This is a genomic window from Natronorubrum tibetense GA33 (assembly GCF_000383975.1).
GTDB lineage: Archaea > Halobacteriota > Halobacteria > Halobacteriales > Natrialbaceae > Natronorubrum > Natronorubrum tibetense.
Genome location: NZ_KB913017.1, coordinates 1,753,732 through 1,766,420, shown reverse-complemented (window position 1 = coordinate 1,766,420; position 12,689 = coordinate 1,753,732). Strand labels below are relative to the sequence as shown.

The window sequence follows — 12,689 nt, the reverse complement described above, 5'->3', positions numbered from 1 at the left end:
TGCTATAACTCACTGGCAGTGGACTCCAGCGCCGAATCGACGCGATATCGGCCGTTCGAGATAGCGGCAACAGTCACCGTCACAGTCGACCCGTGTCCGAATTATCCGCTTCGAGTGCCACTAAGACCGTCCCAGCCGTTGGTTCTGGTATGGCAACAGACTACGCCAACGACGTACTCGTCACGGCTGATTGGGTCGAAGAGCGACTCGACGACTTCCAGAGCGACGACGACGACCTCCGGCTGGTCGAAGTCGACGTCGACACGGAAGCCTACGAAGAGGCCCACGCACCCGGCGCGATCGGATTCAACTGGGAGACCCAACTCCAGGATCAGACCACTCGAGACGTCCTCACCAAGGACGCCTTCGAGGACCTCCTCGGCTCCCACGGCATCAGCGAGGACTCCACCGTCGTCCTCTACGGCGACAACTCGAACTGGTTCGCCGCCTACACCTACTGGCAGTTCAAGTACTACGGCCACGAGGACGTCTACCTGTTAGACGGCGGTCGCGAGTACTGGCTCGAGAACGACTATCCGACGACGGGCGAGGAGCCCGACTTCTCGGCCGTCGAGTACGACGCCGCCGGCCCGCGCGAGAGCATCCGCGCTTACCGCGAGGACGTCGAGAACGCGATCGACCGCGGCGTGCCGCTCGTCGACGTTCGCTCGCCCGAGGAGTTCAGCGGCGAGATTCTCGCCCCGCCAGGCCTGCAGGAGACCGCCCAGCGCGGCGGCCACATCCCCGGCGCGAAGAACATCTCGTGGGCCGCCGTGACCAACGACGACGGGACGTTCAAAGAGTACGACGAACTCGAGGAGCTCTACGCCGACGAGGACATCGACGGGGACGAGACGACCGTCGCCTACTGCCGCATCGGCGAGCGATCGTCGGTCGCCTGGTTCGCGCTCCACGAACTGCTCGGCTACGAGGACACCGTCAACTACGACGGCTCCTGGACCGAGTGGGGGAATTTGGTCAACGCGCCTATTGAGAAAGGCGAGGCGGAGTGAGCAAAGCGAACTCCGCCTCGAGGCGAAGCGGGGAGGCGTAGCCGACCCGCGGAGCAGGGCAAGGCCGAGTAAAACGAGGCCTCGAAGTGAAGCGGTGAGCCGGTAGGCGAACCGCGGAACAGGCGAAGCTGAGTGAGCGGAGCGAACGAAGCTTCGTAGTGGAGCGGGGAGGCGAAGCCGACCCGCGGAGCAGGGCGAGGCCGAATAAAACGAGGCCTCGTGGTGGAGCGGGGAAGCAAGTGACCTGCGGAACAGGCGAAGCCGACGACTGACGGGTGATTCGACCGCAGCAAGAATCTCCGAACGGCGAGCGGTGAAACCGCGAGCGACGAAGTGAAAGAGTCGGCTTCGGTATCGCGAGCGAACGCATCCTCGAGAACCGATTCGAGACGCCGCTACGCTTTCGGGAACGTGACCGAAAACGTCGAGCCCTCGCCGGGTTCGGAGTCGACCCGAATCGTCCCGCCGTGGCGGTCGACGATTCGGCGGCAAAACGCCAGTCCGATTCCCGAGCCGGGGGATTCGTCGACTGTGTGGAGACGCTGGAAGAGCTCGAAGACGCGTTCCTGATCGTCGGGATCGATACCGACGCCCTCGTCCCGGACCAGGATGGCCCATTCGGAGTCCCGCTCCGCGGCGGTCACGTCCACTCGAGGCGGGTCGTCGCTGTACTCGATCGCGTTCGAGAGCAGGTTCTGAAACAGCTGTCGAAGTTGAGTCGCGTCGCCGCGAACGTGAGGGAGCGATTCGGTCGTGATCTCGGCGTCGTATTCGTCGATTCTGAACTGCAGATCGTCGCGAACGGCCGCGAGGACGGCGTCCAGATCGACCGGTTCGAACGGATCACCCTGCGTCTCGATCCGCGAGTACGCGAGCAGTCCGTCGATCATCTCCGTCATGCGTTCGGCACCATCGATAGCGTATTCGAGAAACTCCTTGCCGTCCGAATCGAGGTCGTCAGCGTGTCTGTCTTCTATGAGATCCAGATAGCTCGAGATCATCCGGAGCGGTTCTCGCAGATCGTGGGACGCGATCGACGCGAAGTGGTCCAATCGCTCGTTCGAGCGCTTTACCTCGTCGACCGTCTCCTCGAGTTCGTCGCGGACCGCCCTCAGTTCGTCGTTACGTCGGTCGAGTTCCGCTCGTGCCCGTTCCAACTGATCGTTTCGCCGTTTCGCTTCGTGTTCCCTGATGATCGCCCGTGCGTCGTGAATACCGATTGCCAGGCCCGCGACGGAGCCGAGTGCGACCGCGATCGCTCGCTCTCCGAACGTAAAGGAGGTGGCGACTCCCGGGTGAATGGCTCGGAGAAAGAGAAAGACGAGCATCACACCGATACCGCCGAGACACCACCCGGCGATACGGAGATACAGCGCTCGATCGACGTCGATGGTCGACAACCACCGCCCTACGTACAGTAACAGCATCCCCGGGAGACTGATTAGAACGAAGTCGATACCCGTTTCCGAAAGCGGGTTCCCCTGAGCAATCTCGAAGGCCGACTGTCCTACTGCGATCATGATAAAGAGGACACCCAGTACCGAGATGGAGTGCGAACGAGACAGCATTCGAGACTCGTACGTCACAGTGATATATGAGGGGTGTGGATCGGTCAGCGGTCGTTACGACGGATACGATCGTGACGGCTGAGCAGCGCGATCGAGGCCGAAACAGGCACGAAAAAACGGTCCACGGGAAGCGATGAGCGAACGGCGTGATCAGTGGAGGTTGTCGGCGGCGACGTCGTCGGGGGTAACGACATCGACGTCGTGATCGTCGAGCGCCGAGAGGACGGCTTCGAGTTCGTCGAGCGACTCGCCGACGTTCCGGTAGGAGAGCGTCGTGATCAGCCGGTAGTCGGCGGTCCATTCGAGGAGTTGCGCGGCGTCAGCGGGATCGGGGTTGGTCGCACGGGGGGCCAGGTGCGGGTTGCTGAGGTTGCCGTGGCCCGCGTAGCCGCCGACGAACGCGACCTCGGAGTATTCTTTCGCGAGTTCGAGCGACGACTCGTCGTAGCGGTTGAGCCCGTAGGAGAAGTAGGCGCTGTCGAAGCCGTTGTCGTCGAGCCATTCCGCAGCGCGGCTGAACTCCTCCTCCTGTCGGCTCTCGCCGTGCTGGGTGAGGTCGGTCCCCCTGGCACCGCCGCTGGCGACGGTCCAGCCGTCGTCCTGGAGGGACTCGAGGTCGGAGTGGGAGAGGTAGCCGGAAGAGCCGACGTAGTCGGTGCTCACGAAGGCCGTTCCGGGGACGTCGTACTCCGCGAGGAGCGGCCCGGCCCCGTTGGCGACGTCGGGAGTACTCTCGGGGAACTGTAACAGCACCTTCCCGGTTTCGGGTCGCCCGACGAAGTGGTAGTCGTCACACCAGAGGGATAGCTCGCGGTCGCCGGCCCAGACGGAGATCTTGGTGTGTTCGATCGAGCCCAGGTCGGGGTCGCCATCGGTGTCGAGAACGCCCAGATCGTGGTGGACGAACGGGCCGTCTTCGCGCACGGCACACTGGAGTAGCAGGCGATCGCCGTCGGTGTCCGTAAGCTGGACGGTCGGGCTAACGTCGTGATCGCTCGCAAACGCCAGCGCGGGGAACTCATCGGAGAGGTCGCGCGGAGTCTCGAACTCCCGCTTGATCATGATCCGTTCGGTCGAGCCGTCGGCGTCCATCCGAGCGGACTGTGTCCCCGCGTAGACGCGGTCTTCATCCGCGGTGAGCGATCCCTCTTCGACCGTCCACTTCGAGAGATCCTCGAACTCGTCGAACGAGCCGGGATCCTCGTTGACCGGATCCGGCGACCCGTTGCCGTTGCCGTTTTCGCCGTCGTCGCCGTTTTCTCCGTCGCTAGTTTCTGACCCAGTCAGGGCGGAGCAGCCGGCGACGGTAGCCGCCGCAGCGGTCGCGGTTGCGAGATACGTTCGTCGTTTCATTACGATTGGAGACAGTCGTTTGCAAGTGATTGTTATGGCTACGTTAGTGTTCGAATCTCGTGAGTAGTCGGTGCCTATCGGTCCGAATGGACCAACTACTGCCCGACGATTCCGGCTCCGGCGGGGACAGCGAAGAACCGACGATCACGACACTACTAACTCGAGTCCGGTCGAACGATCCAGTATGACCGACGCCGATGCCTTCTTCGAAGCCGTCCGCGAAGACAACCAGACTGCACTCTCCCGACTCGGGTCGTCGAAGTCGCTGTACGCCGACACCGGCGGCGACATCGACACCGAACCCGTCCTCCGCGCGACCGCCGACGCCGAACACGCCGCCTGGGAGACGTTCCTCGAGTGGGCCGACAGCGAGCCCCACGAGGAAGCGCGCGAGGCGTTCGAAGCCACCGCTGGGGAAGAACGGGACCACTACGAGACCGTCCTCGACCACCTCGAGGACGAGGCGTACGAACCGCGCGAGATCCCCGCACTCCACGAGTACCTGCGCGGTCTCGAGTCGACGGTCGAACGCGTCGGCGCCTTCGTCGGCCGGGTTCTCGCGAGCAAGCGTTCGAAGGAGCAGGTCGTCGGCTACTTCGTCGGCGACGCCGATCCCCAGACCGCCAGCGTCTTCCGCGAGTTCGGCGACGACCTGGACGTGCAACTCGAGCGCGCCGAGGAGTTGCTCGAGACCGTCTGTGAGAGCGAGGAGGACCGCGAGCGCGCACAAGAGGCCGCGAACGGGGCGATCGAGGCCGCCTACGGCGAGTACGTCGAGACCCTCGAGTCGATGGGTGCGAATCCGAAGCCAGTCTGCTGACCGACTGAAGGAGCGAAATTGACGGGGCTACACGCCGTCGACTGTCTCCCGGTAGGCGCTGATCGACTCGAGCGCCTCCGTGACGAGGTTGGCGACCGCGCCGCCCTCGTCGTCCGCGATCTCGGTGAGGACGTGTTCGTGACGCGCGAGTTTGCCGTGGTCCGGTCCGCGGTCGGCCTCGGCCAGCGTCTCGAACTGCTGTGCCTGATTTTCCAGCCGGTCCCGGGTCTCGTCGTCCGACGCGGACTCGGCGGCGTCCTGGAGCGTTGCAGCGGCGTTCTCGAGTTCAGGTCGGGTCACGCGTCGTGGTTCGCCGGCGGCCGATAAAACCGTTTCAGTCGTTTCGACTGTGCGGAAAAACGGTCCTCGCGTGCGGACGCCTCAGGCGACGCGCTCGACCCGCCCTGCGAGGTCCAGTTCCGCCGCCTGTGTGGCCGAGAAGCCGGCCACGGCGTCGTGGAAGTTCGTCCGGTAGCTCGCCGGCCCCTCGTGGGGCATCTCGGCCGCGAGTTCGCCCGCGATGCCGAAGGCGAGCGTGCCGTGGACGGCTGCCGTCTCGGCGTCCTCGAGTGCCCCGCGGAACGACGCGATGGTCGCGCCGAGCATACAGCCGGTGCCGACGACCTCGCCGAGCATTTCGTGGCCGACAGAGAGCCGAACTGCACCGTTCGCGGTTGCGACGACGTCCTCGACGCCGCTCGTGACGACCGTCGCGCCGGTCGATTCGGCGAGCGACTGAGCCGCGTCCTCGATCTCCTCGTACTCGCCGACGGATTCGACGCCTTTCACTTCGGCTTCGACGCCCGCGAGCGCACTGATCTCGCCGTAGTTGCCCTTGATGACGGAAAAGTCGACGGCCTCGAGCAACTCCTCGGCGACCCCTTCTCGAGTCGGCGTCGCACCCACGCCGACGGGATCCAGGATAATGGGAACGTCGCGTTCGGCCGCAGTCTCGGCGGCCTCGTGCATGGCCTCGACTTTGGTCTCCGGGACCTGCCCCGTGTTGAGCAGGATCGCGGACGCGCCGTTGGCCATCTCGCCGGCGTCGCCCGGCGAGTCGGCCATCACCGGGAGCGCGTCCCAGTGGAGCGTGAGGTTTGCGACGTCGTTCATCGTCACTTCGTTGGTCAGGTGCTGGACGAGCGGCGATCCGTCGGCGATCGCCCGCAGGGAGTTCGCGAGGTCGTCGCCGGTGGTATCAGTGGGTAGTGACTCACTCATCGGGTGTCGATCCGTTCGCCACCCCCTTCGCAGTTTCGACGGTTTCCGCGAGCGCGGCGGTCGTACCCTGCGGATCCTCGGCCGTGGTGATTTCGGAGATGACGGAGACGCCGACCGCCCCGGCCTCGACGACCGGGGCGGCGTTGTCGGTCGTGATGCCGCCGATACCGACGACCGGAATCGAGACCGCCTCGGCGATGGCGGCAATTCGCTCGGGCCCGACACCGTTCTCTTCGGCCGCGACGTCCTTCGAGGACGTGCCGTAGACCGCGCCGATACCGAGGTAGTCCGCGCCCGCGGCTTCCGCCTCGAGCGCCTCCTCGACCGTCGAGGTCGAACAGCCGACGACCGCGTCGGGTCCGAACAGATCGCGCGCGACGGTCACCGGGAGATCCGACTGGCCCACGTGGACCCCGTCGGCGTCGATGGCCTGCGCGATGTCAATCCGATCGTTGACGATCAGGTCGACGCCCGCCTCGGCGGTCAGTTCGCGGAGTTCGAGGCCGAGCTCGTACCGGAATCGGGCCTCGGTCTCTTTCTCACGAAGCTGGACGACGTCGACGCCGCCGTCGATCGCCGCCCGCACTATTTCGGGGGTCGAACGCCCCTCCGAGACCGATTGCTGGGTGACGAGGTAGGTGCCGTAGTTCGACGGGTTCATGAGTGAACTGGCGGTTCTCGACCACTAATCGACTTCGGTCGAACGGACCGAGACGGTCGCACTCGAGCCACCTACTCGAGTCGCGTCTCGCCGCGCCGAACCAGCGACTCCCAGTTCGGAGCGTCGCGAACGTCGGGCAGCAGGACGATCGGTTCCGGATCGGCCGGCTTCTCGGCGACCGAGTATCGCCACCAGGCGACGTCGTGCCAACCACCCTCCGTGTACCCCATCGCGGGGAAGTCGACCACCCGCTCGAAGCCGAGCCGCTCGTGGAACCGTTCGGTCTCGGGATTCGGCACCGTCGTGACGGCGTAGGCGTCGCAGACGCCCTGGCGCTCGAGGATCGCGAGCAGGGACTCGTAGAGCGCGCGACCGACGCCAGCTCCGCGGGCGCTTTCGGCGACGTACACCGAGAGTTCGACCGTCCACTGGTAGGCTCGGCGCTTGCGAAGTGTCCCCGCGTAGGCGTAGCCGGCGACCCTCCCCTCGAGTTCGCAGACGAGCCAGGGGTAGGTCTCGAGAGTGGACTCGATTCGGTCGGCCATCTCGGATTCGGTCGGCGGGCTTTCCTCGAACGTGACCGCCGACGATTCGCAGAACGGCGCGTAGATGTCCCGAACGGCGGCCGCGTCCGCCGGCCGCGCGATCCGGATACGAGGGTCGGATTCCATGGGAGAGGATTTCGGCGATTATTGATAAACGCGCCGAAGCCGGGACTCGAGAGCCGTCAGTCACAGCGCTATTGCTTCGGTGCAACCGAACCACGCGCAGTGGCGCGCGCTGAGCCGTGGTGAGCGGTACGAGACCGAACGCCGTGAGGCCTCGAGAAGCGAACCACTGCTCGAAGTCGTGCGAGGGATGAGCGATCGAACGATGTGAGTGAGCGAATCGGTTGGGGAGGACGTGGCAACACTGCCGCCAGCAACTGCAGAACGCGCGTCTTCGTAGGCGTCGTTACGCGAACGGATTTCGCCTCCGTCATCGCCTCTCTGTCGATTCGACCACCCTGTTTCCGACCACTCACTTCGACGTTTGCGTCCGAATCCAGCGACGCACCCGACCCGCGACCTGTCGACCGCCGGCGTAGCCCCGCCGCCAGGTCGAGGGTCGAAGCAGATATCGGAGTCCGAGCAGAGCCATCGTGAGCCAGAAGACCAGCGCCGTCCAGACCCGGCTGGCGCGCTCGGAGTGAGTCAACACGGGAATCGTGACGAATACGCCCAGTGCCAGCCCGAGCGCCCCGCCCGCGACGGGCAAGGAAAAGAGATAGAAGTACTCGAGGGCGGCGACCAACGGCGCGAACGCGGCACCCGCGAGCGCGACTCTAAACGCGACCGGTCGGGCCGCTTCCGAAGGACGATCGACCGCGAAGACGTCCTGGCCGAGCTTGATGAGCTGCCAGCCGCCGAACGTGCCGAGCGACGCGCCGAGCAGGAGGACGGCGTCCGGCTCGAGGCTGCTCGCGACGAGTGCGAACGTACTCGAGACGACCGCGAGCGAGAACGCGAGCGTCCCCTGTTCGGCCGGGTAGCGAGCCAGCAGGCGCTCCGCGACGAACAGGAACGTCAGCCCGACGGCGACGCCGGCGACGATGTCGACGAGATAGTGGAGACCCAGCGCGACTCGAGAGAGGCCGACGAGCGCGACGACGGTCGCAGCACCGGCGAACCGTCGCCGGGGCGTGCTGATCGAGAGCCGGTTGGCGAGAGAGAAGTAGACGATGGTCGTCATGAGCGCGTGGCCGCTCGGGAAGCCGTAGCCGCTGGCCATCGCGGTGGCTTCGTACAGCGGCTGGAGCAGACCGGGCAGGGACTCGAGCGCGACGAGTGGCTGGCTCGGACGGGGTAAGCTAAAGACGTGTTTCAGTCCGGTGATCAACGAGAGGCCGGCCATCGTCAATCCGATGATGACGGCCGCGTCCTCGCGTTTCTGCCGGTGGAACCAGTAGAGAACGCCGACGAGCAAGGCGAGAAACCAGACATCACCCAACTGGGTGAGGAGGGCGACCAGGATCGCCGCCCACTCTGGAATGGCCTCCTGTATCGGTTCGAACTCGCCGATTCCTCTGGACATATCAGTCCGTACGGACATGGGACACTAAGCGGTGTCGCTCGTACCGTCCTTGGCGGTCGGGACTTCGGATTCGAGCGCCGACGGGACAGATCTCCCCCTCATGGCCACCGTAACGACACCCATTCTTTTCCCGGCGGTTGTGGTCGCGTGTGATATGGACGACCAGTCGCAACTGATGGAACTGACCGGCGAGGAGGCCGACACGCTCGCAGCGAAAGCCCTCGAGACCGAGTACTTCGGTCGACTCGAGGCGTACCTCGCCGACGAACACGGCGAATCGGTGCCGACCGACGGTCCGAGTGCGTTCGAACGCGGCGACGGCGTTCGGGCCGTGTCGTTCGCGGACGAGCCGGACGCTGCGGCGGGCGAGACCAGACCGGACCTCGCGGTGACGATCCACTTCGGCGACGAGGAGGTCGTTCAGGCGACCGCCGAGCGACACGATGCCGATGACGGGACGGTGGAGTTCGTTTTCCCGACCGAGCTCGCACCGCGGCCGGAAGCCGCGGTGAACGATCTCCTCGAGCCGGAGGGTCAGGAGGTCACGGTCACCGTCGACGAGTCGGCCGACGAGATTACGGCGTACTCGATCGAGCTGTAGAGTCGCGTCAGACGGTGTCGCCACCGGCACACGGTCACGAAACCAAGCGAGGAACGCGGGCGAAGAACGGAAACGAGAGTCGGTTCAGTGCCCCCGATTGTGGGGATTCAGCGCCGTGCCGTAGTTCTCGGCGTGGTCGGTGTAGTCGATAAAGCGCGGCGCGTCGGGGTCGAACGGTCGCTCTAAGCTCTCGAAGGCCTTCTTCTCGTCCCAACTCTGGGGTTTGCCGACCGCGGACTTGTCCTCGAGATCGTGGTAGTCGGGTTGCTCGCCCATGAGACTGTAGTCGTTGCAGTTCTTCGTACACTCAGCGAGATAGTGTTAGGTCACCGGTAGCAGCAATAGTCTTCGATAGGTTGTCCCAGTGCTCGAGGCGGCCGAGCGACCAACGTCACTGGCACCGACCGGTATCCTCGATTCGGGATCTCGGACCGAGTTCAGTCAGTCGAAACAGACGACGGCAGTACCCGCATCTCGAGGGTCTGGGTCGAACGGATCGGGCTCGCTCGCGATTCCGTGTTGATACCGTGACCGAAGCGCGACGTGTTCGTCGACGTAGTAGGAGACGCGGGAGCCGCGCTCGTTCGTCGACCGTCCCCGCTGGGTTTCTGTAGAGAGATCGTAAACGATCGAAACCAGCACGGCTTCTAGCTCCAACTCCGACTCCAGATTCGACTCGATCCGTTCCAGTTCACTACTCCCGATCGAGAAGTCGATCGCTCGCGTCGCCGAACCGTACTCCTCGAGAAAGCTGTTGTGCCGATACGCTTCCTCGAACTCGCGAGCGAACGCCTCGGCGTCGGCCAACGGATCCGACGGCGACGGATACGGCATCGACTCGAGGCCGTGAGTATGAACTTGCTCGTCAGGCCCCGGACGGTCGATATCGGCGCAGTCGTACTCGTCTTCGGAGACGAACTCCGACTCGGGGTTGTCTGCGCTCGTAAATTGCCCCTCGAAGCAGCCCGCAAATGCCATCGTAAACGGCAGCACCGCCGAGAGGAGGGCACGCCGGGATCGGGGTGTGCGCATACATAGATGTCAGCGATACATTATATGTATGTTTCGTATTGAGCCCCCGGATCTCGTGTGGAGTTTTCACAATCAGTAGTAGGTGTCAGCGAAGATCGGTCGGGCCGGAGTTGCGACGGGAACGGACCCCGTTCGGCGGCTACGACTACTCGCCACCGAGCAGTCGATCGATCATGTCGTCGGGATCGAACCGGACGAGATCGTCGTATCCCTGCCCGACGCCGAGGAACAGAATCGGCTTGCCGGTGACGTGAGCGATCGAAATCGCCGCCCCGCCGTTGGAGTCGGCGTCTGCTTTCGTCAGGATCGCGCCATCGATCGCCGCGGCCTCGTTGAACTCGCGGGCACGGTTGACCGCGTCCTGACCCGCCACCGCTTCGTCGACGAACAGCGTCATGTCCGGATCGACAACGCGGTCGATCTTCTCGAGTTGATCCATCAGCCCTTCGTCGGTGTGGAGCCGACCCGCTGTGTCGCCGAGCACGATGTCGATGTCGTTCGCCTCGGCGTACTCGACGGCATCGTACAGCACCGCGGCGGGGTCGCCACCCTGCTGGTGGCTGATGAGGTTCGTCTCGAGTGCGTCAGCGTGCTCCTGAATCTGCTCGTTCGCGCCGGCGCGGTAGGTGTCGCCGTTGGCCATCACCGTCGAGTAGCCTCGCTCCTCGAAGTACCGGCTGAGTTTGGCGATCGAGGTCGTCTTTCCGACGCCGTTGACGCCGGTAAAGACGAGCGTCACGGGCTTGTCCTCGACGGCGATCCGCTCGTCGAAGTCGAACTGCCCGACGCTGATCACGTCGTAGATCGCGTCGCTCAACGCCTCCTCGACGACGTCGCCCGTCGAGGTGGTGAACGTCCGCGTCTCGCCGACCAGTTCGTCGCGGATGTTGTCGAGGATTTCCTCGGCGACGCCCATCTCCACGTCGCTCGAGAGCAACGCCATCTCGAGTTCGTGCAGCGGGCCCTCGAGGTCTTCTTCCTCGATGACGAACTTCCCCTTGACGAGCGAGCGCGCCTTGCTTCCGAACCCGGTCGAGCCGTCGTCCTCGAGATCGGCATCTTCGGCCGCGGATGCGTCGTCATCCGCGTCCGTGGCGATACTCGCGTCGATCGCCACCGATTCTCGCTCGGTGTCGCCCGCAAGATCGGCGTCGGACGACTCGTCGGCGTCCGGAACCGGTTGCGTCACCCACGACTCGACCGTCTCGGACGAGTCCTGGGTGTCGCTTGTCTCGGGAACTGATTCGGGGTCCGACTCGACGCTCTCGTCCACCGACTCGGTCGGCTGTTCGGTCTCTGCCTCGAGTTCGCGCTCGGGTTCGCCGACGTCGTCGACCGTCTCGTCGGTAGCATCTGGGGCTTCCGCCTCCGTTTCGGGTGTCGTGCCGTCGGTGTCAACCTCGGCTTCGGACGGTTCGGCCTCGGCTTCGGACGGTTCGGCCTCGGCTTCTGAAGAGACGGCGTCCTCGAGTTCGTTGTCTTCGGGTGCCGACTCGGCGCTCTCGGTCGGGACAGGTTCGGCCGCAGTGCTCTCCGCTTCGGCGGCGTCACCCTCCTCGAGTGCATCGGTTTCGAGCTCCGTTTCCTCGAGTTCGTCTTCGTCGACCTCCTCGACGTTCTCTTCGGCGGCCGCTTCGGCGTCTTTGCGGAAGCTCCCGAGTTTCTTCTTCAGGTTGTCGAACATGGTACGGATGGTGTGCCGACGTTATTCGTCGGGGCCCTGGCCCTGCTGGCCCTGCATCTGCTGCATCTGCTGTTGCATCGCCTGCTGTTGGATCTGCTGGGCCTGCTGCTCGAGTTCGCTGCTCTCGGACTCGAGTTCGGCGATATCGGAGTTGACCTCGTCGATGCGATCGTCGAGGTTTTCCTGCTTGCTCTCGAGGGCGTCGACGGCACCGTCCTGCTCGAACTCGGCAGCGTAGTCTGCGCCCAGTTCGACGATCACTTCGTCGATGTCCTGGATGTCCGCACGGAGGTACGCGCCGCCGCCGATCGGCACCTGCACCGTCGAGTCGGTCTCAAGCGTCTCGAGGGCCTCGATCGCTTCGTCGGCTTCGGACTTCTGCTGCTGGATCGCTTCGACGCTCTCCTCGAGCGCTTCGATCTCCTGTTCGATCTCCTGAAGCTCCTGGGAGAGCTGCTGAAGTTGCTGCTGACTCATTGTTCGACGACCTCCTCGAGGTCGATCTCGGTCCGCTTGAGTCGGTGCTGGCTCCCAAGCTGGGAGAGTGCGTGTTCGCGAGCGACGTTCTCGTTCTGGGCGTCGATCGTTGTTTCGAACTCCGCGAATCCGTCGCGGTTCTTGAACCGGCCGGTGACCGTAAATTGACTCATGGCTACCACTCCG

The 12,689-nt window shown here is 64.5% G+C and carries 14 protein-coding genes and 1 pseudogene; 3 read left to right on the top strand and 12 right to left on the bottom strand.

Features of this window, described 5'->3' with window-relative positions:
* Positions 1-149: 149 nt before the first annotated feature.
* Positions 150-1,013: a sulfurtransferase gene (locus tag NATTI_RS0109165; RefSeq protein ID WP_006092528.1), complete on the top strand. Its 864-nt coding sequence runs from the start codon at positions 150-152 to the stop codon at positions 1,011-1,013.
* 395 nt (positions 1,014-1,408) lie between these two features.
* Here the strand turns inward: NATTI_RS0109165 and NATTI_RS0109160 are convergent, their stop codons facing one another.
* Positions 1,409-2,581 (bottom strand): sensor histidine kinase, encoded by a 1,173-nt coding sequence (locus NATTI_RS0109160; protein WP_006092529.1) that lies wholly within the window; start codon positions 2,579-2,581, stop codon positions 1,409-1,411.
* Between the two features lie 150 nt (positions 2,582-2,731).
* Entirely contained in the window at positions 2,732-3,934 is a 1,203-nt protein-coding gene (locus NATTI_RS0109155; protein WP_006092530.1) for a polysaccharide deacetylase family protein, read from the bottom strand.
* A gap of 184 nt (positions 3,935-4,118) precedes the next feature.
* Here NATTI_RS0109155 and NATTI_RS0109145 point away from each other — a divergent pair, with 184 nt between their 5' ends.
* The gene (locus tag NATTI_RS0109145) at positions 4,119-4,754 is read left to right on the top strand and encodes a hypothetical protein (protein WP_006092531.1); all 636 of its coding nucleotides are present in this window, start codon (positions 4,119-4,121) and stop codon (positions 4,752-4,754) included.
* 27 nt (positions 4,755-4,781) lie between these two features.
* On the opposite strand, the gene NATTI_RS0109140 is transcribed toward NATTI_RS0109145, so the two are convergent.
* The 5 genes from NATTI_RS0109140 to NATTI_RS0109115 form a co-directional block, all read right to left on the bottom strand.
* Positions 4,782-5,054 (bottom strand): DUF7553 family protein, encoded by a 273-nt coding sequence (locus NATTI_RS0109140; protein WP_006092532.1) that lies wholly within the window; start codon positions 5,052-5,054, stop codon positions 4,782-4,784.
* Positions 5,055-5,135: 81 nt separating this feature from the next.
* On the bottom strand, positions 5,136-5,975 hold the full coding sequence (thiM, locus tag NATTI_RS0109135) for a hydroxyethylthiazole kinase (protein WP_006092533.1): 840 nt from the start codon (positions 5,973-5,975) through the stop codon (positions 5,136-5,138).
* Complete coding sequence (gene thiE / locus NATTI_RS0109130) at positions 5,968-6,636, bottom strand: thiamine phosphate synthase (protein ID WP_006092534.1); 669 nt, start codon at positions 6,634-6,636, stop codon at positions 5,968-5,970. Before thiE ends, thiM begins: the two co-directional genes overlap by 8 nt.
* Before the next feature lie 71 nt (positions 6,637-6,707).
* Entirely contained in the window at positions 6,708-7,307 is a 600-nt protein-coding gene (locus tag NATTI_RS0109125; protein ID WP_006092535.1) for a GNAT family N-acetyltransferase, read from the bottom strand.
* A 349-nt stretch (positions 7,308-7,656) separates the two neighbouring features.
* On the bottom strand, positions 7,657-8,709 hold the full coding sequence (locus tag NATTI_RS0109115; protein WP_019991770.1) for a phosphatase PAP2 family protein: 1,053 nt from the start codon (positions 8,707-8,709) through the stop codon (positions 7,657-7,659).
* A 154-nt stretch (positions 8,710-8,863) separates the two neighbouring features.
* Here NATTI_RS0109115 and NATTI_RS0109110 point away from each other — a divergent pair, with 154 nt between their 5' ends.
* Positions 8,864-9,310, top strand: coding sequence for a hypothetical protein (locus NATTI_RS0109110; RefSeq protein ID WP_006092537.1), 447 nt, complete (start codon positions 8,864-8,866; stop codon positions 9,308-9,310).
* 84 nt (positions 9,311-9,394) lie between these two features.
* On the opposite strand, the pseudogene NATTI_RS0109105 reads toward NATTI_RS0109110, so the two are convergent.
* The 5 genes and pseudogenes from NATTI_RS0109105 to rpl18a all read right to left on the bottom strand — a co-directional run.
* A pseudogene (locus tag NATTI_RS0109105) lies at positions 9,395-9,574 on the bottom strand (coenzyme F420 hydrogenase); the annotation flags it as partial.
* 177 nt (positions 9,575-9,751) lie between these two features.
* Positions 9,752-10,342, bottom strand: a complete 591-nt coding sequence (locus tag NATTI_RS0109100) for a hypothetical protein (RefSeq protein WP_019991768.1) — start codon at positions 10,340-10,342, stop codon at positions 9,752-9,754.
* Positions 10,343-10,487: 145 nt separating this feature from the next.
* Positions 10,488-12,026 carry a signal recognition particle-docking protein FtsY gene (ftsY, locus tag NATTI_RS0109095; protein ID WP_006092540.1) on the bottom strand — a complete coding sequence of 513 codons (1,539 nt, stop codon included), beginning with the start codon at positions 12,024-12,026 and terminating at the stop codon, positions 10,488-10,490.
* 21 nt (positions 12,027-12,047) lie between these two features.
* The gene (pfdA, locus tag NATTI_RS0109090) at positions 12,048-12,503 is read right to left on the bottom strand and encodes a prefoldin subunit alpha (protein WP_006092541.1); all 456 of its coding nucleotides are present in this window, start codon (positions 12,501-12,503) and stop codon (positions 12,048-12,050) included.
* Positions 12,500-12,676 carry a 50S ribosomal protein L18Ae gene (rpl18a, locus tag NATTI_RS0109085; protein ID WP_006092542.1) on the bottom strand — a complete coding sequence of 59 codons (177 nt, stop codon included), beginning with the start codon at positions 12,674-12,676 and terminating at the stop codon, positions 12,500-12,502. The genes pfdA and rpl18a overlap by 4 nt, the downstream gene beginning before the upstream one ends.
* Positions 12,677-12,689: the final 13 nt, after the last annotated feature.